Annotated in this window: 25 protein-coding genes; all 25 read left to right on the top strand. The window is 40.8% G+C overall.

Annotated elements, in window-relative coordinates; all coding sequences use genetic code 11:
• Positions 1 to 90: 90 nt before the first annotated feature.
• The 25 genes from DXB52_RS06335 to DXB52_RS06220 all read left to right on the top strand — a co-directional run bounded on the left by DXB52_RS06335 (position 91) and on the right by DXB52_RS06220 (position 26,931).
• Positions 91 to 1,353 carry an ABC transporter substrate-binding protein gene (locus tag DXB52_RS06335; protein WP_118106774.1) on the top strand — a complete coding sequence of 421 codons (1,263 nt, stop codon included), beginning with the start codon at positions 91 to 93 and terminating at the stop codon, positions 1,351 to 1,353.
• 40 nt (positions 1,354 to 1,393) lie between these two features.
• Positions 1,394 to 2,269: a carbohydrate ABC transporter permease gene (locus tag DXB52_RS06330; protein WP_117826780.1), complete on the top strand. Its 876-nt coding sequence runs from the start codon at positions 1,394 to 1,396 to the stop codon at positions 2,267 to 2,269.
• Positions 2,270 to 2,292: 23 nt separating this feature from the next.
• A complete protein-coding gene (locus DXB52_RS06325) occupies positions 2,293 to 3,132 on the top strand; it encodes a carbohydrate ABC transporter permease (protein ID WP_054751448.1) in 840 nt (279 codons plus the stop codon).
• 15 nt (positions 3,133 to 3,147) lie between these two features.
• Positions 3,148 to 4,233 carry a glycoside hydrolase family 172 protein gene (locus DXB52_RS06320; protein ID WP_055160890.1) on the top strand — a complete coding sequence of 362 codons (1,086 nt, stop codon included), beginning with the start codon at positions 3,148 to 3,150 and terminating at the stop codon, positions 4,231 to 4,233.
• 189 nt (positions 4,234 to 4,422) lie between these two features.
• Positions 4,423 to 7,008, top strand: coding sequence for an ATP-dependent chaperone ClpB (gene clpB, locus DXB52_RS06315; RefSeq protein ID WP_015528380.1), 2,586 nt, complete (start codon positions 4,423 to 4,425; stop codon positions 7,006 to 7,008).
• A 427-nt stretch (positions 7,009 to 7,435) separates the two neighbouring features.
• Positions 7,436 to 8,671 carry a Y-family DNA polymerase gene (locus DXB52_RS06305; RefSeq protein ID WP_118106772.1) on the top strand — a complete coding sequence of 412 codons (1,236 nt, stop codon included), beginning with the start codon at positions 7,436 to 7,438 and terminating at the stop codon, positions 8,669 to 8,671.
• Between the two features lie 15 nt (positions 8,672 to 8,686).
• Positions 8,687 to 9,145 carry an acyltransferase gene (locus DXB52_RS16815; RefSeq protein WP_472519992.1) on the top strand — a complete coding sequence of 153 codons (459 nt, stop codon included), beginning with the start codon at positions 8,687 to 8,689 and terminating at the stop codon, positions 9,143 to 9,145.
• Positions 9,121 to 9,699 carry an acyltransferase family protein gene (locus DXB52_RS16810; protein ID WP_472519991.1) on the top strand — a complete coding sequence of 193 codons (579 nt, stop codon included), beginning with the start codon at positions 9,121 to 9,123 and terminating at the stop codon, positions 9,697 to 9,699. Before DXB52_RS16815 ends, DXB52_RS16810 begins: the two co-directional genes overlap by 25 nt.
• Positions 9,700 to 9,810: 111 nt before the next feature.
• Positions 9,811 to 11,277 carry a UDP-N-acetylmuramoyl-L-alanyl-D-glutamate--2,6-diaminopimelate ligase gene (locus tag DXB52_RS06295; protein ID WP_118106771.1) on the top strand — a complete coding sequence of 489 codons (1,467 nt, stop codon included), beginning with the start codon at positions 9,811 to 9,813 and terminating at the stop codon, positions 11,275 to 11,277.
• Positions 11,278 to 11,281: 4 nt separating this feature from the next.
• Positions 11,282 to 13,507, top strand: a complete 2,226-nt coding sequence (gene priA / locus DXB52_RS06290; RefSeq protein WP_118106770.1) for a replication restart helicase PriA — start codon at positions 11,282 to 11,284, stop codon at positions 13,505 to 13,507.
• Positions 13,508 to 13,525: 18 nt separating this feature from the next.
• On the top strand, positions 13,526 to 14,023 hold the full coding sequence (def, locus tag DXB52_RS06285; RefSeq protein WP_117497775.1) for a peptide deformylase: 498 nt from the start codon (positions 13,526 to 13,528) through the stop codon (positions 14,021 to 14,023).
• 3 nt (positions 14,024 to 14,026) lie between these two features.
• Positions 14,027 to 14,965 (top strand): methionyl-tRNA formyltransferase, encoded by a 939-nt coding sequence (gene fmt, locus DXB52_RS06280; RefSeq protein ID WP_118106769.1) that lies wholly within the window; start codon positions 14,027 to 14,029, stop codon positions 14,963 to 14,965.
• Between the two features lie 46 nt (positions 14,966 to 15,011).
• Positions 15,012 to 15,719 (top strand): zinc metallopeptidase, encoded by a 708-nt coding sequence (locus DXB52_RS06275; protein WP_117497779.1) that lies wholly within the window; start codon positions 15,012 to 15,014, stop codon positions 15,717 to 15,719.
• Between the two features lie 66 nt (positions 15,720 to 15,785).
• Positions 15,786 to 17,177 (top strand): 16S rRNA (cytosine(967)-C(5))-methyltransferase RsmB, encoded by a 1,392-nt coding sequence (rsmB, locus tag DXB52_RS06270; RefSeq protein ID WP_118106768.1) that lies wholly within the window; start codon positions 15,786 to 15,788, stop codon positions 17,175 to 17,177.
• Between the two features lie 88 nt (positions 17,178 to 17,265).
• A complete protein-coding gene (gene rlmN / locus DXB52_RS06265; RefSeq protein ID WP_118106767.1) occupies positions 17,266 to 18,306 on the top strand; it encodes a dual-specificity RNA methyltransferase RlmN in 1,041 nt (346 codons plus the stop codon).
• Positions 18,307 to 18,311: 5 nt separating this feature from the next.
• Positions 18,312 to 19,052 (top strand): Stp1/IreP family PP2C-type Ser/Thr phosphatase, encoded by a 741-nt coding sequence (locus DXB52_RS06260; protein ID WP_020436380.1) that lies wholly within the window; start codon positions 18,312 to 18,314, stop codon positions 19,050 to 19,052.
• A complete protein-coding gene (locus tag DXB52_RS16805; protein ID WP_472519990.1) occupies positions 19,049 to 19,264 on the top strand; it encodes a hypothetical protein in 216 nt (71 codons plus the stop codon). The genes DXB52_RS06260 and DXB52_RS16805 overlap by 4 nt, the downstream gene beginning before the upstream one ends.
• Positions 19,246 to 21,261: a Stk1 family PASTA domain-containing Ser/Thr kinase gene (pknB, locus tag DXB52_RS06255; protein WP_472519993.1), complete on the top strand. Its 2,016-nt coding sequence runs from the start codon at positions 19,246 to 19,248 to the stop codon at positions 21,259 to 21,261. Before DXB52_RS16805 ends, pknB begins: the two co-directional genes overlap by 19 nt.
• Before the next feature lie 17 nt (positions 21,262 to 21,278).
• Entirely contained in the window at positions 21,279 to 22,157 is an 879-nt protein-coding gene (gene rsgA, locus DXB52_RS06250) for a ribosome small subunit-dependent GTPase A (RefSeq protein WP_117542236.1), read from the top strand.
• A 4-nt stretch (positions 22,158 to 22,161) separates the two neighbouring features.
• Positions 22,162 to 22,824 carry a ribulose-phosphate 3-epimerase gene (gene rpe / locus DXB52_RS06245; protein WP_015528369.1) on the top strand — a complete coding sequence of 221 codons (663 nt, stop codon included), beginning with the start codon at positions 22,162 to 22,164 and terminating at the stop codon, positions 22,822 to 22,824.
• Complete coding sequence (locus DXB52_RS06240; protein ID WP_117861767.1) at positions 22,817 to 23,476, top strand: thiamine diphosphokinase; 660 nt, start codon at positions 22,817 to 22,819, stop codon at positions 23,474 to 23,476. Before rpe ends, DXB52_RS06240 begins: the two co-directional genes overlap by 8 nt.
• 316 nt (positions 23,477 to 23,792) lie before the next feature.
• Positions 23,793 to 24,359, top strand: coding sequence for a type III toxin-antitoxin system ToxN/AbiQ family toxin (locus DXB52_RS06235; protein ID WP_118106766.1), 567 nt, complete (start codon positions 23,793 to 23,795; stop codon positions 24,357 to 24,359).
• A gap of 211 nt (positions 24,360 to 24,570) precedes the next feature.
• Positions 24,571 to 25,224: a response regulator transcription factor gene (locus DXB52_RS06230; RefSeq protein WP_118106765.1), complete on the top strand. Its 654-nt coding sequence runs from the start codon at positions 24,571 to 24,573 to the stop codon at positions 25,222 to 25,224.
• A 1-nt stretch (position 25,225) separates the two neighbouring features.
• Entirely contained in the window at positions 25,226 to 26,179 is a 954-nt protein-coding gene (locus DXB52_RS06225; protein ID WP_227159278.1) for a sensor histidine kinase, read from the top strand.
• Between the two features lie 68 nt (positions 26,180 to 26,247).
• Complete coding sequence (locus DXB52_RS06220; RefSeq protein ID WP_118106764.1) at positions 26,248 to 26,931, top strand: ABC transporter ATP-binding protein; 684 nt, start codon at positions 26,248 to 26,250, stop codon at positions 26,929 to 26,931.
• Positions 26,932 to 26,941: the final 10 nt, after the last annotated feature.

Raw genomic sequence — 26,941 nt, 5'->3', positions numbered from 1 at the left:
TATTTATTTTTAAAGCATTATTTTCTATGATGATATTAACAAATAGTTGTAGATATTAAGGTTGCATATAAAAACGCAGGAGGGAAAGAAATGAAAAAAAGAATAGTCAGTGTATTACTTATAGCAACAATGTCTGTTGGACTTTTTAGTGGATGCGGGAAGTCTGGAGGAAACACAGAGGTTAAGCAGAACGAGAATTCAAACAAAATTACCTTGATGACACAGGATACAACTTATGGAAAAGCTTTTGATGAATATATCCATAAAGCGGAGGAAGCAACGGGACTGGAAATTGAAACAATTGCATGCCCGACAAATACGGATGATCGTCAGGCAAAAATAACAACTATATTATCTTCAGGTGATGATAGTATTGATGTCGTTACAATTAATGATGAGATGATGAGCGGATTTAAAAATACAGGTTATCTAGAGCCGCTTCAAGACACCGTTATGACACCGGAGATTATGGAAAATTTTCCACAGAAATATATGCAGGAAATGACAATGGTAGGAGACAATGTTTATTCAGTTCCTTGTTTTATGGATGTTCTTGCTTTTTGGGTTGATGAGGAAAATATGGCAAATGCAGGTCTTACCGAGATTAAGACAAAAGAGGATTTTGAAAAATATGTAGAAGCTAATTCATCGGACGGTAAATACGGATATGGAGATGCGTGGGAAAAAACATATGTATTTAACTCTATCGGAACATTTGTGAATTTGTTTGGTGGAGACTACTACGATTGGACAAATCCTAAAACTCAGGAAGCTGTAAAATTCATGTATGATATGATGAAGAAAAAAGAGACACCTATTTCTCAGCTGGCAGATCAGTACGATCCAATGATGCAGAAATTTTTTGATGGAGAATATGCTTCTATCTTTATGTATGTAGGAGCAATACAGTCTTTTGTTAATTCAGGAAAGTATGGTCCGGATAAACAGCATATTGCCCCTATGCCGACATTTGAAAATAAGGCAGCTTATATTTCTACATGGGGATATGTTTTGAATAGTGCTTCAAAAAATAAAGCAGCGGCGCAGAAATTCCTCAAGTATGCTGCAAGTGAGCAGGGAGAACTTGATTATACAGAAATGACATCCAGACTTCCGGCAAGAACAGACGTGTTGGAAAGTGATGAATTAGCAGCGATGGATTTGCCTGGTTTAGATGAAGTAAAAGAGTACGTGGACAATACAGAACTTCTTGCACGTCCTATGGCACCGCAGGCGATGGAGTTTATTAGTGAGATGGGATCTTTATTCCAGCAGTATGTATCTGACGAGTTAACATTAGACTCATTTTGTGAAAAAGCACAGAAGGCAGTTGATACATATGTAGTCAAATAATTAATATATTGTTTTACGTGTTTTACGGGAGGTAAGGACAATGAAAAAGAAGACAAAAGGATTGTGGATTGCATGGCTTCTGGTACTTCCGGTAGTGATTGTAAGAGCATTTACTACGCTCTATCCAATTATCATGACCTTTATAAACAGTACTTATGATATGAGTTTATTAAAAGGCAATAACTTTCAATTTATAGGATTAGGAAATTATCTTAGAATATTTGAAGATCAAAAATTATTATCTTCTATCGGATTTACTGTGAAATTTACGGTTGTATCAATGTTTTTCCATCTAGTATTAGGTGTGATTCTTGCATTAATGTTAAATATGAAGATCAAAGGTAAAAAATTCCTGCGTACAATAGTACTTATACCATGGGCAATGCCCATGGTAGTAGCGGGACTTGCTGCAAGATGGGCGTTTAATGATCAATATGGATTAATCAATGATTTGATCAGAAGATTTGTACCGAATTTTCATTATGATTGGCTTGTGCATGCAAATTCAGCTCAAGGAGCAGTTATTGCAGTTGATTTATGGAAGGACTTACCTTTCTTTGCAATTTTGGTGCTTGCCGCATTACAGTTTTTATCAGCAGATATCTATGAGGCAGCAAAAATCGATGGAGCAGGACCGGTACGAGCTTTTTTCTCAATTACACTGCCAAATATAATGAAGACAATACTGAGCCTTTCTATTTTCTTTACAATGTGGCGATTGACAAGTTTTGACTTAGTATATGCTATGACATCAGGAGGTCCAGGGGATTCAACATCTTTGTTAGCATATCGAATTATGCAGGAGGCTTTTACTAATTTGAATCTCGGATATGCGTCTGCAATAGCTGTCTGCCTGTTTATTGTTATGACAATTTTAAGTTTTATACAGCTTAGAGCAATCAAAAAGTTTGATTAAAATATAGAAGGGAGAGGTTGACAATGAAACCAAAAACAAAAAAAGTTTTGGCACCGATATTCAAATGGGGCTTGATTTTAATAGTTGCTTTTATTATTTTACTTCCATTACTTTGGATTTTTACATCATCTATTTCACCTGCTTCTGAGCTGTTTAGTTCACCGATTCACTATCTGCCAAAACATCCTACACTGGATAATTATATTAGAATTTTCACGCAGATGAATTTGGGTGAGAAGATTTTAAATACAGCAATTATTACTGTATGTTCGTTAATCTTATCAACAGTTATCTGCTTAATGGCAGCTTATGCATTTACTCGTTATTCAGGAAAAGGACTTACACTTGTATATGCAGCGATAGTGGCATCTGCTTTAATTCCGGGAATTGTAACAGCAAGACCGTTATATGATCTGATGAAAAGATTTGGATTAGTTGATACATTTCCTGGCTTGATCATCATGTATACAAGTGCATTGATTCCATTTACTATGTTGATTTTAGGTAATTTCTTAAGTGAAATTCCTATTTCATTAGATGAAGCAGCAGAAATAGATGGAGCGAATATGTTTCAGAAACTGTTTTATATCACGTTGCCTTTAATGAAACCGGCTATTGCAACAATATTAATCATTAATTTTATAAATTGCCTTAATGATTTATTCACTCCATTGTTTTTTGCACAAAAAATAGAAGTATTAAGTGTTGCTATTACAACTATTCCAAGGGAGACATCATATAGTATGCCATGGGATTTAATAAGTACAGTTGGATGTATTATCCTGCTGCCAATAGTTATTTTCGTACTTATTTTTGAGAAGCAGATCATGGAAGGTGTTATGGCTGGCGGCGTTAAGCAATAAGTGGAGGTGTGAATAATGTCAGATATTTTCAGATTAAGAAATGGAAGATCGAGAGCTATAAATGCTGAAAATCCAACTGGAGAAAAAGGAAAGGGTGGAATTGCAGCAAGTCATCTTGGCCCTTCAAGAAAAGGTAGTCCGTGCTTGAAAAATATTATGCCGAATGAAACGGTAGTATTAGCTGAAATGGATGGACCGGGTATTATTCAGCATATATGGATTACGGTTAATAATAAAACATCAGATGCGGATTGTTATGTACTCCGTGATTTAGTACTCCGCATGTACTGGGATGATGAGGAAGTTCCATCGGTTGAAAGTCCTTTAGGTGATTTCTTCTGCTGTGGTTTTGCAAGAGAATGTCTTGTTACATCTATGCCAATATCCGTAATTCCAAACAGAGGTTTTAATAGCTATTTTCAAATGCCATTTCGTAAAAAAGCAAGAATTACTTTAGAAAATCAACATGATAATCCAATTCCTGATTTCTTTTATCAGGTAGACTATTGTTTGTATGATGAGTTACCAGAAGATACAGCTTATTTTCATGCACAGTGGAGACGTCAAAGAATAACAGAACTGGCAAAGGATTATGTTATTTTGGATAATGTGAAAGGAAAAGGCCATTATATTGGTACATATCTTGCTCTGACAACACTTGAAAGATACTGGTGGGGAGAAGGCGAAGTTAAATTTTATATTGACGGAGATGAAGAATATCCTACAATATGTGGCACGGGAACAGAGGACTATTTTGGCGGGTCATGGAGTTTTGCTCACCAGGTAAACGGAAAGACGGTAGAACAGACTTATAATTCTCCATTTTTAGGATATCCGTATTATTCAGCACACGATGAACTGGTGCATAATCCATATCATAATGATGATTGTCCGCCAATGAGAGGATTTTATAGATGGCATCTGATGGATCCGATTTGCTTTGAAGAAAATTTAAAAGTTACTATCCAACAGATCGGTGTATGTTATAAAGGACTATTTGAAAGACAGGATGATGTTGCCAGTGTAGCATATTGGTATCAGAGTGAACCGCATCAGGCTTTTAAACCGTTAATGAATAAAAAAGAGAGATGGCCAAGATAGAATGGTCTAAATCATTACAAATTGAGTGTAATTGTAAATTTAAAAATTTTGTGAAGCCCATGAAATAAGGACTTCACAAAATTTTTAGAAAAGAATTAGCACTCAACCATTTACAGTGCTAACAATACGTGCTATATTCCTAATAGAACACAGGAAAAGCAAATTTGTGGTTCAAAGGAGGGAAAGACCATGAATATCAATAAATTTACACAGAATTCATTACAGGCAGTTCAGAACTGTGAGAAGATTGCTGCGGATAACGGGAATCAGGAACTGGCGCAGGAGCATTTGCTATATGCGCTGCTGACACAGGATGACAGTCTGATTTTAAAATTATTTGAGAAGATGAACATTCAGGGCCAGCTCTTTATTAACAGTATCGAGCAGGCAATCGGCAAGAGACCGAAGGTACAGGGAGGTCAGGCTTATGTCGGTCAGGACTTGAATAATGTGCTGATCCATGCAGAAGATGAAGCAAAGCAGATGGGAGATGAGTATGTCTCTGTTGAGCATCTGTTTCTTGCAATGCTGAAGTATGCAAGCCGTGAGTTGAAGCAGATTTTCCGTGAATATGGCATCAGCAGAGAGGGCTTCCTCCATGCGCTGTCAACAGTAAGAGGAAATCAGAGAGTTACTTCTGACAATCCGGAAGCAACTTATGATACATTGAATAAATACGGCCAGGATCTTGTTGAGAAAGCAAGAGATCAGAAACTGGATCCGGTCATCGGACGTGATGAAGAGATCCGTAATGTGATTCGTATCCTGTCCCGTAAGACAAAGAATAACCCGGTGCTGATCGGTGAACCTGGTGTAGGTAAGACTGCAGTTGTAGAAGGACTTGCACAGCGAATCGTCAGCGGAGATGTACCGGAAGGACTGAAAGATAAGACAATCTTTTCGCTGGATATGGGAGCACTGGTAGCAGGAGCGAAGTATCGTGGTGAATTCGAGGAACGTCTGAAAGCCGTTCTGGAAGAAGTGAAGAACAGTGATGGAAAGATCATTCTTTTCATTGATGAGCTTCATACGATTGTAGGAGCAGGTAAAACAGACGGTGCAATGGATGCGGGAAATATGTTAAAGCCTATGCTTGCCAGAGGCGAACTGCACTGTATCGGCGCAACAACATTGGATGAGTATCGTCAGTATATTGAGAAGGATGCTGCATTGGAGCGTCGTTTCCAGCCGGTTCTGGTAGATGAGCCAACCGTTGAGGATGCAATCTCTATCCTGAGAGGACTGAAAGAGAGATACGAAGTCTTCCATGGAGTTAAGATCACAGATAGTGCGCTTGTTGCGGCAGTTACACTTTCGAACAGATATATTTCTGATCGTTTCCTGCCGGATAAAGCAATCGACCTTGTTGACGAGGCGTGTGCATTGATCAAAACAGAACTTGATTCTATGCCGACAGAGCTTGATGAGCTTCGCCGTCGTGTGATGCAGATGGAGATTGAAGAGTCTGCACTTAAGAAAGAGGAAGATCGCTTAAGTAAAGAGCGTCTGGAACATTTGCAGGAAGAACTGGCAGAACTGAAAGCGCAGTATGCAAGTAAGAAAGTACAGTGGGAGAATGAGAAGAATTCCGTAGAGCATGTGCAGAAGATCCGTGAGCAGATCGAGCAGGTGAACAAGGAGATTCAGAAAGCCCAAAGAGAGTATGATTTGAATAAGGCAGCAGAGCTTCAGTATGGTCGCCTTCCACAGCTGCAGAAACAGCTGGAAGAGGAAGAGGCAAAGGTAAAGGCAAAAGATCTTTCTCTTGTGCATGAATCCGTTACAGATGATGAGATTGCAAAAATCGTTTCCAGATGGACAGGTATCCCGGTTGCAAAACTGAACGAGAGCGAGAGAAATAAGACTCTTCACCTTGCAGATGAATTGCATAAGCGTGTCATCGGTCAGGATGAAGGTGTAGAGCTTGTAACTGAAGCAATCATCCGTTCCAAAGCAGGTATCAAAGATCCGACAAAACCGATCGGTTCCTTCTTATTCCTTGGACCTACAGGTGTAGGTAAGACAGAGCTTGCAAAGGCACTTGCCCAGAGCCTGTTTGATGATGAGAACAACATGGTTCGTATCGATATGAGTGAGTACATGGAGAAATATTCCGTGTCCAGACTGATCGGAGCTCCTCCGGGATATGTTGGATACGATGAAGGCGGACAGCTGACAGAAGCAGTCAGAAGAAAACCATATTCTGTTGTACTTTTTGATGAGATCGAGAAAGCACATCCGGATGTCTTCAACGTATTGCTGCAGGTACTGGATGATGGACGAATCACAGATTCCCAAGGACGTACAGTTGACTTCAAGAATACAATCTTGATCATGACTTCCAACATTGGTGCAAACTATCTGCTGGAAGGAATTAAGGACGATGGTTCGATCGATGAACAGAGTCAGGAGATGGTAATGGGTGATCTGAAAGCACATTTCAGACCGGAATTTTTGAACCGTCTGGATGAGATTATCATGTTCAAACCATTGACAAAGACAAATGTACGCTCTATTATTGATCTTCTGGTTGCTGATGTGAATCGCCGTCTGGAAGAACGTGAACTGAGTGTTGAGCTGACAGATGCAGCGAAAGACTTCGTTGTGGAAGGTGGATATGAGCCGATGTACGGTGCAAGACCTCTGAAACGTTACTTGCAGAAGAATGTAGAGACATTAGCTGCAAAACTGATCCTTGCTGGAGATGTGGGACGTGGAGACACGATCCTGATCGATGTGAAGGACGGTAAACTGACAGCGGGTGTGAAGAAATAAAATATGATACCAGGGTCAAAAGGTCTGAAACCACCGGTGCTTGCACAAAGGTGGTGTAATGGCCTTGAGACCCGCCCCAATATGAGCATAAAAGTGGAGCGTAAGCTTCACGATATGCGAATAGTGGGTAGGATTGCGAGAGCATGAAAGGCGAAGCAATCCGTGTATTATAGGGGGCAAAATACTTTTTGCCCCCAACATCAAAATATCAGTATAGTAACGATATAATATGTAGGGCTGTGAAAAATGAAAATTTTCTGGAGATTTTTAGAAAATTGGATTTTTCACAGCCTTTTTTTCGTTCACCGAAGCAATTGATACAAGCGCAGATTATATGTTAAAATAAAAAACTGACAGAATGTATATACATACAACAAGAATTAATACTAAGAAAGAACTCAGGCAGAATTCCGGAAAGGAGGCTCCCATGGCGCGCATTATTTTCCACATCGATGTCAATTCAGCATTTTTAAGCTGGACGGCGGTTGAACAATTGAAAAATGGATCAAAAGTGGATCTGCGGGAGATTCCGGCGATTATTGGTGGAGATCAGAGCTCGCGTCATGGAATCGTCCTTGCAAAATCATCACTTGCCAAATCCTATGGGATTCAGACGGGTGAACCTGTAGTAAATGCATTTCGAAAATGTCCGAATCTTGTGACAGCACCGCCGAATCATAAGATGTATCGAGAAAAGAGCCGGATGCTGATGGATTTCCTGCGGACATATACAAAGAAGATCGAGCAGGTCAGTGTCGATGAATGTTATATGGATTTTACAGAGCTTGTCGGGCGATATCCAACACCGGTGGACGGTGCAATGGAGATCAAAGAAGAAGTGAAGAAGCGTTTTGGATTCACGGTGAATATTGGAATCTCCAGTAATAAGTTACTAGCGAAGATGGCTTCGGATTTTCAGAAACCGGATCGGATCCATACATTATTTCCGGAAGAGGTTCCGCAGAAAATGTGGCCGCTTCCGATTGGAGAACTCTTTATGGCAGGGCGTTCAAGTGTGGAGGTCTTCAAGAAACTTGAAATTAATACAATTGGAGATCTTGCTCATGCGGATGTAAATGTAATTACGCTGCATTTAAAAAGTCATGGACGGATGCTTTGGAATTTTGCAAATGGAATTGGAGACGATAAGGTACAGTATGAACCGGAAGAGGCAAAGGGAGTAGGAAATTCAACGACTCTGTCGGAGGATGCAACGACTTATGAAGAGGTGAGAGATGTATTTCGTGAGCTTGCGCAGAGCGTGGGGAACAGGCTGAAGAAGGCAGGAAAGAAAGCCGGGATGGTGAGCATGGAGGTTCGCTATTATGATTTCAGAAATATGTCGCATCAGGTGCAGCTTCAAAAGCCGACGAATGATCCGGTTATCTTATGTGAGACAGCCTGTAATTTGTTTCGTGAAAGCTGGAGTGGAGAACCTGTCCGTCTGCTCGGAATCCGAACGTCAAAGTTAGTAGAAGAGAATGCACCGGAGCAGCTGACAATTTTTGATATTGAATTTCCAAAAGAACCGGACGAGAAACATAAGAAATTAAATGCCGCATTGGAACAGCTGAACAATCGTTACGGAAAGGGTGCGGTTGTGAAAGGCACATTTTATAAACCGGACGGAAACAAGAAAAAAGATGAAAATCAGAAGAGATAGAAAGAGGAATGTGCATTGAAAGAGAAAAATTATAATCTGGAATTGATTCGAATGATTTCCTTTATATTTGTTATTGTGATTCATGTATCGAATTATTATTGCAGAGCCTATGGCGATATTACGATTGGGGAGTACAGTTTTTCACTGCTATTAAATCTGCTGGCAAGGATAAGTGTACCATGTTTTTTCATGATTACAGGAGCACTTCTGCTTGGAAGACAGGAATCACTTCATAAACATGCAAAAAGAATCTTTCGTTTTCTAATTGTTCTGCTTGTGTGGAGTGTAATATATATGATCTGGAATGCAGTTTATATGAAGGATCCTTATCAAATCAAAGATTTATTATATAAGCCGGTAGAACAGCATCTGTGGTATCTGTATGCAATGATTCCGATCTATCTGGTACTTCCTTTTTTCCAGGTTATGTGTAAAGGGATGAACCTCGGATGGAACGCGCATTTCTTGTGGTGATTACGGCGGCTGTTTTGTTCAATTATATTTCCACATTTTTTGATGAAAAGATGTATTATTCCGTCCCAATGGTGGGGGACAGAATCTATTCTTATTATGTATTTATCGGATATTATATATATAAATATCGTAAGCATGTGATGAAGGGGAAAATGATTCCGGCAGGTATTTTTGTAGTATGCATGGTATTAAATTATGGGCTGACTTACGCGGTAACCTTGCAGGATGGAGAACATTATGAACGTCTGCTGGAATATGGTAATCCACTGCTTGCACTGGCAGCAGCGATGGCATTTCTTATGTTAGTACGATTGAAAAAGAGCGAATTCAATCCGTCCGAACAGGCAAAGAAGTGGATTGACAGATTTTGTGGATGTTCCTTTGGAATCTATTTGATCCATATCATGTTTCTTGATGTTTATAAGAGAAATATTAAGCCAGAGACATTTTCAGCCTGGATCATGATTCCGGTAGTGAGTGTGGGACTTGTGTTATTGTCATTTGGATGTGTCTGGCTGATTCGAAAGACGAAAACAGGACGAAAGATTATGTAGGTTTTTTTGCATATGCGGTGAGATTATGTTATTCTATAAAGGTTAAGACAATCGTTATTTGCCTGAAAGTCAATGATGCAATACACCAGTTCAGAACAGGAGGGTTAGATCATGAAATTAGATAAATTATTAGAACGCCTAGACTACACAGTAGTACAGGGAAGTGATTCTACGGAAGTAACAACACTGATCAATGATTCAAGAAAAGTGGAAGAAGGATCTGTTTTCGTATGTATCAGCGGAGCAGTATCTGATGGACATAAATATGCAGCGGATGTTGCGGCGAAAGGCGCGGCAGCTGTTGTTGTAGAGAAAGATGTCGAAGTGCCGGAAAATGTGACTGTAATTAAGGTAGAGGATACTCGTTATGCACTGGCTCTGATGTCAGCAGCTTACTTTGGATATCCGGCAGATAAGATGAAAGTCATCGGTATTACAGGAACAAAGGGAAAGACAACAACAACTTACATGATCAAGTCTATTCTTGAAGAGACAGGACATAAGGTTGGATTGATCGGAACAATCGAGGCAATTATCGGAGACAAGAAGATCCCGTCATGCAATACAACTCCGGAGTCTTACACGATCCATAAATATTTTGCAGAGATGGTAGAAGCAGGTTGTGACTGTGTTGTTATGGAAGTTTCTTCTCAGGGACTGATGCTTCACAGAACAGCAGGAATCCCATTTGAGATCGGCATTTTCACAAATCTTGGAAGAGACCATATCGGACCGAATGAGCATAAGGATTTTGATGATTACAAGAGATGTAAAGGTCTTCTGTTCAAGCAGTGTAAGCTCGGAATCGCCAATGTGGATGACAAGTATTTTAAAGATGTATTTGAAGAATCTACATGTAAGATCGAGACATTCGGATTTTCACCGGAGGCGGATCTTCATGCAGAGAATGTAGAACTTGTATCAAGACCGGGATATCTTGGTGTGGCATATCATGTTGCAGGCGTGATGGATTTTGATGTAGAGATTGATGTTCCGGGTAAATTCAGTGTTTACAATTCACTGACTGCTATTTCTGTCTGCCGTCATTTCCAGGTGCCGGTTGAGATGATCAAGGATGCACTCAAGAAGGCCAAGGTAAAAGGACGTATTGAGATGATCAAAGTGTCTGATGAATTCACATTGATGATCGATTATGCACATAATGCGATGAGCCTTGAGAGTCTTCTGACTACATTAAAGGAATATAACCCGAAACGTCTGGTATGTCTGTTCGGATGTGGCGGAAACCGTTCCAAAGACAGAAGATTCGAGATGGGTGAAGTATCCGGAAGACTGGCAGACTTGACGATCATTACATCAGATAATCCGAGATTTGAAGAACCACAGGATATTATTAATGACATCAAGACCGGAATTGCGAAGACAGATGGAAAATATGTGGAGATCTGTGATCGTAAAGAGGCAATCAAATATGCGATCGAGCACGGCGAACCTGGGGATGTTATTGTACTGGCAGGAAAAGGACATGAGGACTATCAGGAGATCTGCGGCGTGAAGCATCCGATGGATGAGCGTGTGCTGATCAAGGAAGTTCTGGAAGAATTAAAAGAGAAATAAGATTGTGTTTGCAGATGTTATTGTAGATATACAACATGAAAAACTGGATAAGATCTTTCAGTACCGAATACCGGAACGACTGAAAGACGAGCTGCATCCGGGGATGGAAGTAATTATCCCTTTTGGAAAAGGAAACCGACAGATCAAAGGTTATGTGACTTCATTATCAGAGACTTGCAATTATGATCTGTCAAAGGTGAAGGAGATCACAGACATTTCCAGAAACAGCGTGGCAATCGAAGCGAGACTGATCGCGCTGGCGGCATGGATGAAAGAGCAGTATGGCGGAACAATGATCCAGGCACTTAAGACAGTGCTGCCAATCAAGCAGAAAGAGAATGCGAAGGTGAAGAAACATCTCCGTTTGCTGCTTACTGAGGAAGAGAGTCGGGAGAAGCTGGCTTTTTATCAGAAAAAGAATCAGAAAGCAAGAGCGAGACTTCTGGAAGCTTTGATGGAAGTACCGGTTCAGGATTATGAGCTGGTGACGAAAAAATTAAATGTGACGTTGCCTGTGATCCGGGCATTGGAAGAGCAGGGCGTGCTGAAGATAGAGTCAGAGCAAGTATACCGTAATCCGGTGAAACAGGCAAAGAAATCACAGCAGGAAATCATCTATACAGAAGAACAGCAGCATGTGATCCAGGGATTCCGGCAAGACTATCTGTGTGGAACAAGGAGAACTTATCTGCTTCACGGAGTGACCGGAAGTGGGAAGACAGAAGTCTATATGGAGATGATTCGCACTGTGGTCGGGCAGGGAAGGCAGGCAATCGTTCTGATTCCGGAGATCGCACTGACCTATCAGACAGTGATGCGGTTTTACCGCTGTTTCGGCGACAGAGTTTCTATCATGAACTCAAGACTGTCTGCCGGAGAACGTTACGATCAGATGATGCGTGCAAAGAGGGGGGAGGTCGATGTGATGATCGGACCACGTTCTGCACTTTTTACTCCATTTCCGGATTTGGGGCTGATCGTTATTGATGAAGAACATGAACCAACCTACAAGAGTGAGCAGGTGCCACGCTATCATGCAAGAGAAGTGGCAGTCCACAGGGCAGAAGTAGAAGATGCCAGTGTAGTGCTTGGAAGCGCAACTCCGTCCATGGAGGCCATGTATCGGGCAAGACTTGGTGAATATCAGCTTTACGAGATGAAGAACCGTTCCCATATGCAGCAGATGGCAACTGTGTATACAGTAGACATGCGTAAAGAACTGAAGAATGGAAACCGATCCATCTTGAGTGAGAAGTTGCAGGAACTGATCGAAGACAGATTGAATGCAAAAGAGCAGATCATGCTGTTTTTGAATCGCAGGGGATATTCTGGTTTTGTTTCCTGCAGAGAATGTGGCCATGTAGTGAAATGCCCGCACTGTAATGTATCCTTGTCGGTACACAAAGGTGGAAAAATGGTCTGCCATTACTGTGGATATGAGCAGCCGAAGGTGACGAAGTGTCCGGAATGTGGATCCAGGTATATCGGAGAATTCCGCGCAGGAACTCAACAGATCGAGGATATGGTGAAGGCAAGATTCCCACAGGCAAGAGTACTACGCATGGACATGGATACAACGAAGAAAAAGGATTCCCATGAACAGATTTTATCTGCATTTGCGAATGAAGAGGCAGATATTCTTGTGGGAACACAGATGATTGTAAAAGGGCATGATTTTCCAAAGGTCACGTTAGTCGGTGCATTGGCAGCGGATATGTCACTTTATACAGATGATTATCGTTCCGGTGAGCGAACATTCCAGCTTTTGACACAGGCAGCAGGCCGTGCCGGAAGAGGTGACAGACCGGGTGAGGTTGTGATCCAGACTTACGATCCGGAGCATTATGCAATCGAGGCTTCAGCAGCGCAGGATTATGAAGCATTCTATGAGAAAGAAATTCGCTACCGCAGTCTGATGGGATATCCACCGGTGGAGAACCTGATGGCAGTACTTGCGGCATGTGAAGATGAGGCGCTTTTGGAGAAAGCGTGCAAGTATCTGAAGGAATACATTTTGCGGATCAAAGGGCAGGCACAGCTCAATGTGATCGGCCCGGCAAGTCCGGGAGTGGATAAGATCAAAGATATTTACCGGAGAGTGGTTTACGTAAAAGCTCCGGAATACCGAACCTTAGTTGTATTAAAAGACAGGATGGAACAATATATAGAAATTAACTCAGGGTTTCAGAAAATGAGAATCCAATTCGATTTTAACCCAATGAATTTATAGAAAAGAGAGGAAAGAATAATGGCAATCAGAGAAGTAAGAGAGATGGGCGATGACGTTCTTGAAAAACAGTGTAAACCAGTGACGAAGATGACACTTCGTACAAAGATTTTAATTGAAGACATGCTTGATACGATGTATGAGAAGATGGGTGTGGGTCTTGCCGCACCGCAGGTTGGTATTCTCAAACAGATTGTAGTGATTGATGTCGGAGAGGGTCCGATCGTTTTGATCAATCCTGAGATCATTGAGACATCCGGTGAGCAGACAGGCGAAGAAGGTTGCTTAAGTGTGCCGGGAAAATGGGGAATCGTGACTCGTCCGAATCACGTAAAGGTACGTGCACTGGATGAAAATATGGAGGAATTCGAGATAGAAGGAGAAGAACTTCTTGCAAGAGCATTCTGTCATGAGATCGATCATCTGGGAGGACACCTCTATGTAGAGAAAGTAGAAGGAGAACTGCATGATTCACCGGCCTACAACGAGGAAGATATGGAATACGAAGTGGAGGAATAATTGATGAGAATAATTTTCATGGGAACACCGGATTTCTCTGTGGGAACACTGGAGGCACTGGTGGAAGCAGGACATGAGGTATGTCTCGTAGTGAGCCAGCCAGATAAACCAAAGGGACGCGGCAAAGAGATGCAGCCAACTCCGGTGAAAGAAGCTGCGATGAAACATGGAATTCCGGTTTATCAGCCTAAGAAAATCCGTGATCCGGAATGTGCAGAGGAACTGAGAAAATATAATGCAGATGTGATGGTTGTCATTGCATTTGGTCAGATCATTCCGAAAGAAATCCTGGAGATGACACCATATGGATGCATTAATGTACATGCTTCACTTCTTCCAAAATACCGTGGTGCCGCGCCAATCCAGTGGTCTATCATCAATGGCGAGGAAGTAACAGGTGTTACAACAATGCAGATGAACGAAGGACTGGATACAGGAGACATGATCCAGAAAGTCGAAGTGCCGATCACAGAAGAGGAGACAGGAGAAAGCCTTCATGATAAGCTTGCTGAAGCGGGAGCGAAACTTTGTGTAGAAACTCTGAAAGCCATTGAAGATCATACAGCAACTTTTGAGAAGCAGGGTGAGAGTCCAACAGAATATGCTAGAATGCTCGATAAAAAGCTTGGAAATATTGACTGGAATACATCCGCAGTACAGATCGAACGTCTGGTGCGTGGCCTGAATTCCTGGCCAAGTGCTTATACACATTGGGGCAAAAAGGTAGTGAAGATCTGGAGAGCAAAAGCTGAGGCTGACGGAACAGCAAAAGCAGAGCCTGGAACAGTTTTGAGCGTAGAGAAAGATTCCTTTACTGTTCAAACAGGGGATGGAGTCTTACGAGTTCTAGAACTTCAGATACCGGGGAAAAAGAGAATGGATACAGGAGCTTTCTTAAGGGGATACACAATTGAAAGCGGAGTTAAATTTACACAGGAATAAGAGTACTCTTGGAGGGGGACTACAGATAACAGGAGGTAATTAAAGTATGTATTATGGATTTTATTATGACTGGACTTATATACTGGTACTGATCGGTGTGGTTCTCAGCCTGTTTGCATCGTCCCAGGTGAAAGGAACATTTGCAAAATATTCGAAGATCCGCAGTTATTCGGGGATGACAGGACGAGAAGCGGCAGAACAGATTCTCAGGAGAAATGGAATCTATGATGTGCAGGTGACTCATATAGCGGGAAATCTGACCGATCATTATGATCCGAGAAACAAGACACTGGCGCTTTCTGATCCGGTTTATAATTCAACTTCTGTAGCAGCAATCGGAGTTGCGGCACATGAGTGTGGCCATGCAGTACAGCATTTTGAAGGGTATGCACCTTTATCAATCCGTGGGGCACTTGTGCCGGTCGTAAATTTCGGCTCCATGATTTCCTGGCCGTTGATCATTATCGGCCTGTTTATGAATGGCCAGATGTCCAGCTTCCTTATTGATATTGGAATTCTCCTCTTTATGGTAGCTGTGGCATTTCATCTTATAACACTTCCGGTGGAAATCAATGCTTCCAGAAGAGCAGTGAAGGTGCTTGGAAATTCAGGAATGCTCCGTGAAGACGAAGTTGGTGGAGTGAAGAAGGTACTTCGGGCAGCCGCAATGACATATGTGGCAAGTGCGGCCGCAATGATTTTACAGCTTTTACGTTTGTTGATCCTGACAAACGGACGAAGAAGGAATGACTGATAAAAAGAAAAAATGCTGTAACTGTTCAGAGCCAACCTCCAAAATGCGGAGAATAGGAGATTATTTATGGGAAAGCAGATCAATGAACGAGAGATCGTTCTAGAGATTTTGATGGAAATAACAGAGAATGGAGCATATAGTCATAAGATTCTTGGAGATGTTCTGTCAAAATATCAATATCTTGAGAAACGTGAGCGTGCATTTATCACCAGAGTTGTGGAAGGTACTCTGGAACATATGATAGAAATTGATTATATCTTGAATCAGATTTCTAAGACAAAGGTTAAGAAGATGAAACCGGTCATCCGTAATATTCTTCGCAGTAGTGTCTATCAGCTGAAATATATGGATAGCGTACCGGATCATGCGGTGTGCAGTGAGGCAGTAAAGCTTGCGGTTCGAAAAGGATTTTCAGGTCTGCGGGGATATGTGAATGGAGTTCTGAGAAATGTTGTCCGCAAGATGGACGAGATCGAGTATCCAAAAGAAGATGTACAGAGATTGTCTGTGAAATATTCTGTTCCGGAATGGATTCTTTCTTTATGGAAGAAAGAATATGGGGAAGAGATCACAGAGAAGATGGCAGCAGATTTTCAGAAAGAGAAGCCAATTACGATCCGCTGTTGTATGAACCGGGTTACACCGGAAGTATTGAAAGAAAAATTGGAAGCAGAGGGAGCGAAGGTAGAAGCACATCCGTATCTTCCTTATGCGTTTTATCTTTCAGATTATGATTATCTGGAAGGCCTGGAAAGTTTTCAGGAAGGACTCTTTGCAGTGCAGGATATCAGTTCTATGTTTGTCGGAGAACTGGCAGCTCCAAAAGTCGGCGATCAAGTAATTGATGTCTGTGCGGCACCGGGAGGAAAATCACTTCATGTGGCAGAGAAACTTCAGCTGGCAGATGAAGCGGCAGCGAGAGAGAACGGAACAGAAGAAAAGGTAGGACGGGTTGAAGCAAGAGATCTGACTGAATATAAGACAGATTTGATCTGGCAGAATATCGACCGTTCTGGACTTGGAAATATTTGTGCAGTATGTAAGGATGCGTCAGTGTTTGATAAATATGACGAGGAAGCAGCAGATCTTGTGATCGCAGATCTTCCGTGTTCCGGGCTGGGAGTGCTTGGCAAAAAGCCGGATCTGAAATATCGTGTACAACCGGAAGATCTTGAAGAACTTGCAGATCTACAGAGAAAGATCCTGACTTGTGCACAGGCAATTGTTAAGGAAGGCGGAACATTGCTGTACAGCACATGTACCGTGAATCCGGGAGAGAACATAGAGAATGTGCACTGGTTTTTAAAAGAATATCCACAATTTGAGCTGGATGATATTACAGAAAATATTTGCAAAGAGTTAAAAAGTGATGTGATCGAGAAGGGATGTATCCAATTCTTCCCGGGAGTTCACGATTGTGACGGATTCTTTATTGCAAGATTTAAGAAAAAAGCATGATTTTCAGGAAATGTGAAAAAATAGAAAAAGCAGATAAACAATGTGAATAACTCACAGAAAAAACGAAATACAGGAGGAAAACTTTAAGATGAAGAAGGATATCCGTGCTTATGGATATGAAGAATTACAGAAAGAGATGGCAACGATCGGAGAAAAAGCATTTCGTGCAAAACAGATTTATGAATGGCTGCATGTGAAGCTGGTAGATCATTTTGATGAGATGACGAATCTTTCAAAGGTTTTGAGGGAAAAACTGGAAGAGAATTATGAGATTCTCCCGGTTGTTATGCTGGAGAGACAGATTTCCCAGATTGACGGTACGAACAAGTTCTTGTTCCGTCTTTATGATGGAAATGTAGTCGAAAGTGTTCTTATGAAATATAAGCATGGAAATTCTGTCTGTATTTCCTCTCAGGTCGGTTGCAGGATGGGATGTGCATTCTGTGCATCAACGATCGGAGGTCTGGTGAGAAATCTTTCTCCGTCTGAGATGCTTGGACAGATTTATCAGATTCAGAAGATAAGTGGTGAGAGGGTTTCAAATGTAGTGATCATGGGAACCGGTGAACCGATGGATAATTACGATAATTTCCTGAAGTTTATTCATTTACTTACAGATGAGAATGGATTGAACATCAGTCAGAGAAATGTCACCGTATCAACCTGCGGAATAGTTCCAAAGATGAAAGAACTGGCGAAAGAGCATTTACAGATCACACTTGCACTTTCACTTCACGGTTCCAATCAGGAAAAGCGAAGAAAATTGATGCCGGTTGCAAATAAATATGATATCACAGAAGTACTCGCGGCCTGTGACGAATATTTCAAAGAAACCGGCCGGAGAGTGAGTTTTGAGTACAGCCTTGTGCATGGTGTGAATGATACGGATGAGGATGCACAGGAACTGATTCATTTATTAAAGCACAAGAACTGTCATATCAATCTGATACCGGTCAATCCGGTAAAAGAGCGTGATTTTGTTCGTCCAAGCCGGAAAAGTGCTTTGAATTTCAAAAATAAACTTGAAAAAAGCGGAATAAATGTTACTATAAGAAGGGAAATGGGCTCTGATATTGACGGAGCCTGCGGTCAGCTCAGGCGCCGCTACGTAGAAACTGAAGGAGAATAGAAGGTATGAAGACATTTTCAATTACAGATGTTGGAATGGTGCGACAGGTAAATCAGGACTACGTCTTTACGACGGGAAAACCACTGGGTATTCTCCAGAACCTGTTCGTGGTAGCGGATGGTATGGGTGGCCATCAGGCAGGAGATTATGCTTCCAAGTGTACTGTGGAAGTGATGATCAAAGAGATTGCGAAGAGCGAGGGCGAGGATATTGAACGTGTTCTTGTAAAAGCAATCAAGGCTGCCAATCGTGAGATTATCAAAGAAGCATCCGGTGACGAACATCTGAAGGGGATGGGAACAACGGTTGTTGCCGCTACTGTGAAAGAACAGATGCTGTATTTTGCCAATGTGGGAGACAGCCGTCTGTATCTGATCAATCAGGGGATCCAACAGCTAAGTAAGGACCATTCTCTTGTAGAAGAGATGGTACGTCTTGGTGGAATTAAGCCGGAAGAAGCGAAGCATCATCCGGATAAGAATATTATCACAAGAGCGATCGGGGCAAAAGCTGATGTGGATGTGGACTTTTATGAACACCGTCTGAAACGGGGAGACATCATTCTGATGTGTACAGACGGATTAAGTAATATGGTGGAAGATGAAGAACTTTTCCATATTGTGCAGGGAAGCCGGGATATCGTCGAGGCAGGTGAGATGCTGGTGGAAGCAGCAAAAGAGAATGGAGGAACAGATAACATCGGAGTGGTATTGTTTGAGCCATTTGCAGATGAGGTGAGTGTATGATTAAAGAAGGAGTATTTTTAGGGAAACGATACGAGATACTTGGCCGTATCGGTTCTGGCGGAATGGCAGATGTCTATAAAGGCAAGGATCATAAGCTGAATCGTTTTGTTGCGATCAAGGTGCTGAAGAGCACGTATCGTTCGGATGAGACGTTTATTAAGAAGTTTTTAAGCGAAGCTCAGGCAGCAGCAGGATTGATGCATCCAACGTAGTTAATGTCTATGATGTAGGGCAGGATCGCGGTCTTTATTATATGGTCATGGAGCTTGTAGAAGGAATTACGCTGAAGGATTACATTGAGAAGAAAGGAAAGCTTTCAGCAAAAGAGACAATCAGTATTTCCATCCAGATGGTGACAGGTATTCAGGCAGCGCATAACTGCCATATCATTCACCGGGATATTAAGCCGCAGAATATCATTATTTCCAAAGATGGAAAGGTTAAGGTTACTGATTTCGGAATCGCGCGGGCTACGACATCAACGGCAACACAGGCAGTAACAACGACAGTGATGGGATCTGTACATTACACATCTCCGGAACAGGCCAGAGGCGGTATTGTAGATGAGAAGAGTGATATCTATTCAGCAGGTATCACGATGTATGAGATGATCACCGGGCATGTTCCGTTTGACGGAGATTCGACAGTGACGGTTGCTTTGAAACATTTGAATGAAGTGATCAAGTCTCCAGCAGAAGAAGTTCCGGATATTCCGTACAGCCTGGAGTGCATTATTATGAAATGTACGCAGAAACTGCCGAATAAGCGTTATATGAGCTGCGAGGAGCTGCTTCAGGATCTGAAGCATTCACTGGTAGATCCGGAAGGGGATTTTGTTGTTCTTGATGGTGTGACAAAACGTATGCCGGCAACATCCCAGGATACAGGTCGGACTACGGTTGTTATGTCACCGGATGAACTGAATCGTATGAAGAATCGTCAGAATTATAATGATGATTATGACGATGATTATGATGATGATTATGAGGACGACTACGATGACCGCCGTAGAAGCCGTTATGATGATGACAATGACTACGACGACCGCTGCAGAAGCCGTTATGATGATGACGATGACTACGATGATCGCCGCAGAAGCCGCTATGATGATGACGATGACTACGACGACCGTCGCAAAGACCGTTATGATGACCGGAATCGCCGTAAGAAGAATGAAGTAAATAAAGACACGAAGAAGATCATGAAGATTCTTATGGTTGTTGCCGGTGTTGTGATCGCACTTTTGATCATGTTCCTTGTAGGAAATGCAGTGGGCGTATTTAAAGGTGGAAAAGGAACGACTACACAGCAAACAGATTCAGAGATGGTAAAAGTACCGGATGTGACAGGCAAGACATATGAGGAAGCACAGAAAGAACTGAACAAATATGATCTCGGAATCCATAAGTCAACTGCGCCTTCCGATACTGTTGCAAAAGGAAAGATTATCAGCCAGGATCCTGCTGATGGAAAGAAAGTAAAGAAGCATACAACAGTCAATGTTGTGATCAGCAGTGGTGAAGAAGCTAAGATGACAACGATTCCAAGTGTTGTTGGTTTGGCAGAAGCTGATGCAGAAAAAGCACTTCAGGCGAAGAACCTTGTTGTGAAGAAAGGTGATCCTGTTTACAGTGATGATGTGGAGCAGGGAGAAGTTGTTTCTGTTAGTCCAAGTGAAGGTGCAGAAGTAAAAGAAGGAACAACGGTTACTCTTGTAATAAGCAAGGGAAATCAGCCGACAAAAGTTCCTAAACTTACCGGAAAGTCCCAGTCGGATGCTGAAGCAGCCCTTTCACAGGCAGGTTTGTCCGGAAATGCAACTGAAGATTACAGTGATACTGTAGAAAAAGGATTGGTTATTTCACAGGATACAGATGCCGGAAAAGAAGTATCTAAAGGTACAACAATTGGATATGTGGTGAGCAAAGGACCAAAGCTGACGGTGGTTCCAGTGCCAAGTATAATTTCTTTTGATAAGAATACAGCAGAGAAAAAGCTGAAAGAAGCAGGATTAACACCAGAGTATATTGGTGATGACTATAGTGATAATTATCCGAAAGGTCAGGTATTTTATCAGTCTGTCAGCGGTGGTACTCAAGTGAAAAAAGGAACAACAGTTCAGTATATGGTCAGCAAAGGACAGCAGCCTACAGATCCGGGACAGGGCTCTGGAACTGGTTCTGAAACAGAAGATTCTGGAAATCAATGATAACAGAGAGCAAGTATATGCAGGGAAAGATAATAAAAGGAATTGCCGGATTCTACTACGTGAATGTAGTAGAATCCGGAATTTTTGAATGTAAAGCAAAAGGTGCCTTTCGAAAAGACGGAATCAAGCCGTTGGTCGGTGATGATGCTGTGATCGAGGTGCTTGATGAAAAAGAAATGACAGGAAATATCACAGAGATCCTGCCGCGTAAGAATGAGTTGATTCGTCCGGCAGTAGCCAATATTGATCAGGCACTGGTTGTGTTTGCAGTGACAAAACCGAAACCGCATTACAATCTGTTAGATCGTTTTCTTGTCATGATGGAACGAAAAGAGATACCTGTCGTATTATGTTTTAATAAGACAGATATTGCAAGCCATCCTGAAATTGCAGAATTGAAAGAAGTTTATACCGGATGCGGATATCCGGTGATCTTTACAAGTGCAAAGGAAGAAGAAAATATCAGTGAGTTAAAATCACTTTTAAAAGGAAAGACAACTTCAATTGCAGGTCCTTCCGGTGTCGGAAAGTCTTCTCTGATCAATCTTCTTCAGAGTGAAGTGAAGATGGAGACAGGAAGTATCAGTAAGAAGATTGACCGAGGGAAACATACAACAAGACATTCCGAACTGATCGTGATCGGAGAAGAGTCTTATATTATGGATACTCCGGGATTCAGTTCTCTTTACGTCAATGATTTCGAAAAAGAAGATTTAAAATATTATTTTCCGGAATTTACACCGTTTGAAGGACAGTGCAAGTTCAATGGCTGTGACCATATTCATGAACCCGGATGCGCTGTGAAAGAAGCAGTAGAAGAAGGGAAGATCCATAAGATCAGATATGAAGATTATACGGAGATGTACCGTGAACTAAAGGAAAGAAAGAGGTATTAAGTTTATGAAAAATATTTTGGCACCATCTATTCTCTCAGCAGATTTCAAGATTTTAGGAGAGCAGTTGAAATTAACAGAAGAAGCAGGCGCAGAGTATATTCATTTTGATGTGATGGACGGAATGTTCGTTCCAAGCATTTCCTTTGGAATGCCTGTTCTCGCATCAATCAAGGGAGCAACAACACAAACACTGGATGTTCATCTTATGGTGACAGAACCGATCCGTTATGTGGAAGAATTCGTGAAAGCAGGAGCAGATATCGTTACAGTTCATTATGAAGCATGTGAAGATCTGCAGGCAACAATTGATAAAATCCATGCAGCAGGAGCGAAAGTGGGAATTTCTATTAAACCGAAGACACCGGTTGATGTACTGCTTCCATATCTGGATCAGGCAGAGATGTTTCTGATCATGTCTGTAGAACCGGGATTCGGCGGACAGGCATTTATTCCGGAATCACTGGAGCGTATCAGTGAATTGAGAAACCTTCTGAATGAAAAAGGACTTACAACTGATATTGAAGTAGATGGTGGAATCTATCATAAAAACGTGGCAGAAGTACTTGCAGCCGGAGCGAATGTAATGGTCTCAGGTTCAGGAGTTTTTAAAGGCGACATCAAAGATAATACAGCAAAGTTTATGGAGATTTTAAACGGCAATGTGTAAGAGAACAGTTATTGTGAGCGGGGGAATGCTGGAAGAAGATTTTATCCTTCCAATTCTTGAGGCAGAAGAGACAGAATTTATTATCGGAGTAGATAAAGGACTCGCATTTCTTTATGAACATAAGATCAAGCCGGATTACATTGTGGGAGATTTTGACAGTGTACCGGAAGAAGTGATCGATTATTATAGAAAAGAAGCAAGTGTACCGATCCGGGAGTTCAATCCGGTAAAGGATGCGTCTGATACGGAGATTGCACTTCGTATGTGTCTTGGACTCAGAAGAAAAGAAATCTGGATTCTTGGAGGAACAGGAAATCGTTTGGATCATTTCTGGGCCAATGTCCAGTGCCTGAATATTGCACTTGAAGCAGGATCTCAAGCGATGATCTTAGACAGTCATAATAGAATTCGTCTGCTTGATCATGGAATCGCAATTCGCAGAGAAGAAGCTTTCGGAAAGTATTTTTCAGTATTTCCGATGCAATTTCCGGTTGAGGATTTCTGTATCAGCGGTGCAAAATATCCATTGCAGAATCATTTGCTCTCATCAGGAGACAGCTTGTGTGTGAGTAATGAGTTCGCGGAAGGTGAAGATGAAGTGAAGATCTCTTTTGTGTTTGGAAAAGTTGTTTTGATGGAAACGAGAGATTGAAATAAGGGATTTATAGGAGCATTCATGTAAGTTTTTGAAGAATTGCCCACTTTGTGGCTCACTAATCTTGGATGTTTTTATCGAAGCTTTAATGCAGTAACAACGCAACAATTACATAAAAAGAGTTGCTATTTTTATGAATTTGTCATATACTATTCTTAGATAGAGAGCCTATCTTCGGGAGAGTTCCTGCCATATAAGTGGAAGATTTTAAACTCGGGAGAGCTCCTGCCATATAAGTGGAGAATTTTAAACTCAAAGGGAGCGTTAGCTCCCTTGTTTTCGTATAAGGAGAAATAAATAAAAGGAGATACGGATGGAAGAATTCAAATTATATAGTGTTTCGGATGATTATGTGGAATGGTTGCGTAAGGATTTTCCAAACGTATATTCTAACAAAATTAATTCTAGAACACATACTAGGAAATATTTGGGTGTAGTTTTGCAGATTGGACAATATCTTTATTATGTTCCGATGTCATCGCCCAAAGATTCGGATTATCAGATTGCAGGAGCAAATAAGGTCATTAAGAAAAGCATTGTGCCAATTATACGAATTGTAGTAAAAAATAAAGATGGTGAAAAAGAATTAAAGGGCACACTCAGAATTAGCCATATGATTCCGGTACCTACATCAGAACTTGAATTATATGATTTGGAAAATGAATCAGATAGTACGTATAAGGATCTCGTTCACAATGAAATGATTTTTATACGTAAACAACGTGAGAAAATTATTTCAAATGCCAAAGTGATGTACAATCAAAAAGTATCAAATGATACAACGGCTGGGTATGTGAAATCAGCACTAGATTTTCAAGCACTAGAGGTGCTATGTGATAAGTATGAAACAATAGATTCAAGCCTGTACCCAGTAGTATAAAATAGTAGATGAAAATTTAGTAGAAAACATATTGATTTTGTGAATGAAATTGGGGAATATATGCACATAAAATAAAAACTTTCGAGGTTTTTATCGGAAATGGTGCTTGCACCAAGTCTGGGTTTGAAAAAGTCCGTTACAATATACAGAGGTGTTATATATATTGTAATGGACTTTTTGTATTACATTCTAGAAAAATCAGGAGGTGTGTATGGTAATAGGAATTATAGAAGATGATAAATTGTTAAGAAAAGCATTAGATAGATCTTTGAAAAATCAAGGTTATACAACGATTCTTGCCGCTTCAAGAAAAGAGGCAATTAAAAATATAGATAGTTCTGTAGATTTGTTGATCGTAGATATTGGATTGCCGGATGGGGATGGAATAAATCTATATCAAGAGCTTCAAAAAAATGGAAAAATTCCAGCTATTTTTTTAACAGCAAAAGATGATGAAAAAGATATGTTAAAAGCGTTTGATACAGGAGCAGATGATTATGTGGTCAAACCATTTTCAATAAAGGTATTGCTAAAACGTATAGAAGTTGTTTTAAAGAGAAAGTCAAATGAAAATACTTTTATATGCGGACAAGTCATTTTGTATTCTGATAGAAAACAGGTTTTCGTCGGAGAGACGGAAATATTTTTGACAGTCAAAGAGTATCAGCTTTTAGAATATCTTATTATGAATCAGAATCAGGTTCTTACAAAAGAGATGATAATGGAAAATATATGGGGAATCGATAGTGAATTCATTGATTCTAACACAATTAGCGTTATGATCAGCAGACTGAAAAAGAAATTGAATGATTCATCGAATGTTATCAGTAATGTATTTGGAATGGGATATAGAATGGGAGATTAGCATGGTTGTAGCAATTTCTACAGTACTTTTAATAGGTTTCATACTCGGAGGAAGTACTGTATATTTAGTGGAAAATCATTTAAGAGCGAAGGAAATGAATAAAATATATAAATTGACGGAATCCTTAATAAACGGCAATGAATTAGATGGTTCAGATATCGGGAAGGAAACGCTTTATTCCAAAACTAGCAATCAGCTAATCCGTTTACAGGAAATGTTAGAGGGAAGAAGAAAAGAGGCCGAAAAAAGTCGATATGAGATACAGAAATTGATTTCTGAGATTGCGCATCAACTACGGACACCGCTGTCAAATATAAAAAATTATACAGAATTGCTGCAAGAATCATTGAATGAAACGCAAGAAGTATTGAATGCAGAATACATGAAAGACTTGCGAATAAGTGAAGAACAATTATGCTTTTTGGTGGAGAGCTTTATAAAAACTGCCCGATTAGAGCAAGGAATCATACAAGTTCACATGCAAAAAGAAAATCTTGTCGAAACGATTCTAAATGCGTTGGGGCAAATACAGAAAAAGGCAGAAGAGAAAGAAATCTTTTTTCAAGTAGAATTGCCAGAGAAAATCATTTGCGAACATGATAAAAACTGGATGTGTGAGGCGTTTTATAATGTGTTTGATAATGCAGTCAAATATAGTAAAAACAACAGCACGATCAATATCACAATGAAACAGACAGAAATGTTTTATAAAATTCAAGTAAGAGATTATGGAATCGGGATAAGAGATGGAGAAGAAAATAAAATTTTTCAAAGATTTTATCGTGGTGAGCAGGCAAGAGGGCAGGAAGGATGCGGAATTGGTTTATATCTTTCCAGAGAGATTGTTCTATTACAAAAAGGGATGATGAAAGCAAAACAAATGAAGCCAGGGCTGCTTATAGAGGTAAATCTTCCGGTAGAGACAGTTCATATGCAGCTTGTAAGAAGTTTGTAAGAGGTACCATGTATAATAGATTATGGCTGAGTTAAAGGTAGCATTTACGAAAGGAGTTTACAGAAAAGATGGATATAATCAAAGCCATGAATCTAAAAAAATATTATACATCCGATACATATGAAGTGCGTGCTTTAGATGGTGTGTCGTTGACTGTGGAAGATGGTGAATTTATAGCAGTTGTCGGTACGTCAGGATGCGGAAAGACAACACTTATGAACATCTTAGGAGGTCTTGATACTCCGGATTTTGGAGGTGTCTGGATCAGAAATACAAGTTTAAAAGATCTTAACAAGGAAGAAAGAACGATATTCAGAAGAAGAAATATCGGATTTGTATTTCAGCAATATAATTTGATACCTTCTCTTAGTATACGTGAAAATATTGTCCTCCCAATGAGACTGGATGGCAAGGAAATCGATGTAGATTTTTTCAATGAGATTATAGAAATACTAGGACTAAAAGATAAATTAGAACGTCTTCCATCAACGCTGTCCGGCGGGCAGCAACAGCGAGTTTCTATAGCACGGGCATTATTAACGAAACCGGCTATTGTCCTGGCGGATGAACCGACCGGAAATCTGGATTCTGTTACAAGTATGGAAGTCGTAGGATTACTAAAATCCTGTGCCGTCAGATTTCATCAGACGATATTGATCGTGACGCATCAAGAGGAAGTAGCGCAGATGGCAGACAGAGTAATACGTATGTCCGATGGGAAAATCTATACAAGAGATTGTAACGATTGTTAGGAGGTATCAC

This window comes from Ruminococcus sp. OM04-4AA, assembly GCF_003462585.1.
Taxonomy (GTDB): domain Bacteria; phylum Bacillota; class Clostridia; order Lachnospirales; family Lachnospiraceae; genus Mediterraneibacter; species Mediterraneibacter faecis.
Note: the sequence above shows the minus strand (reverse complement) of the source record. Positions and strands in the feature narration are given on the sequence as shown.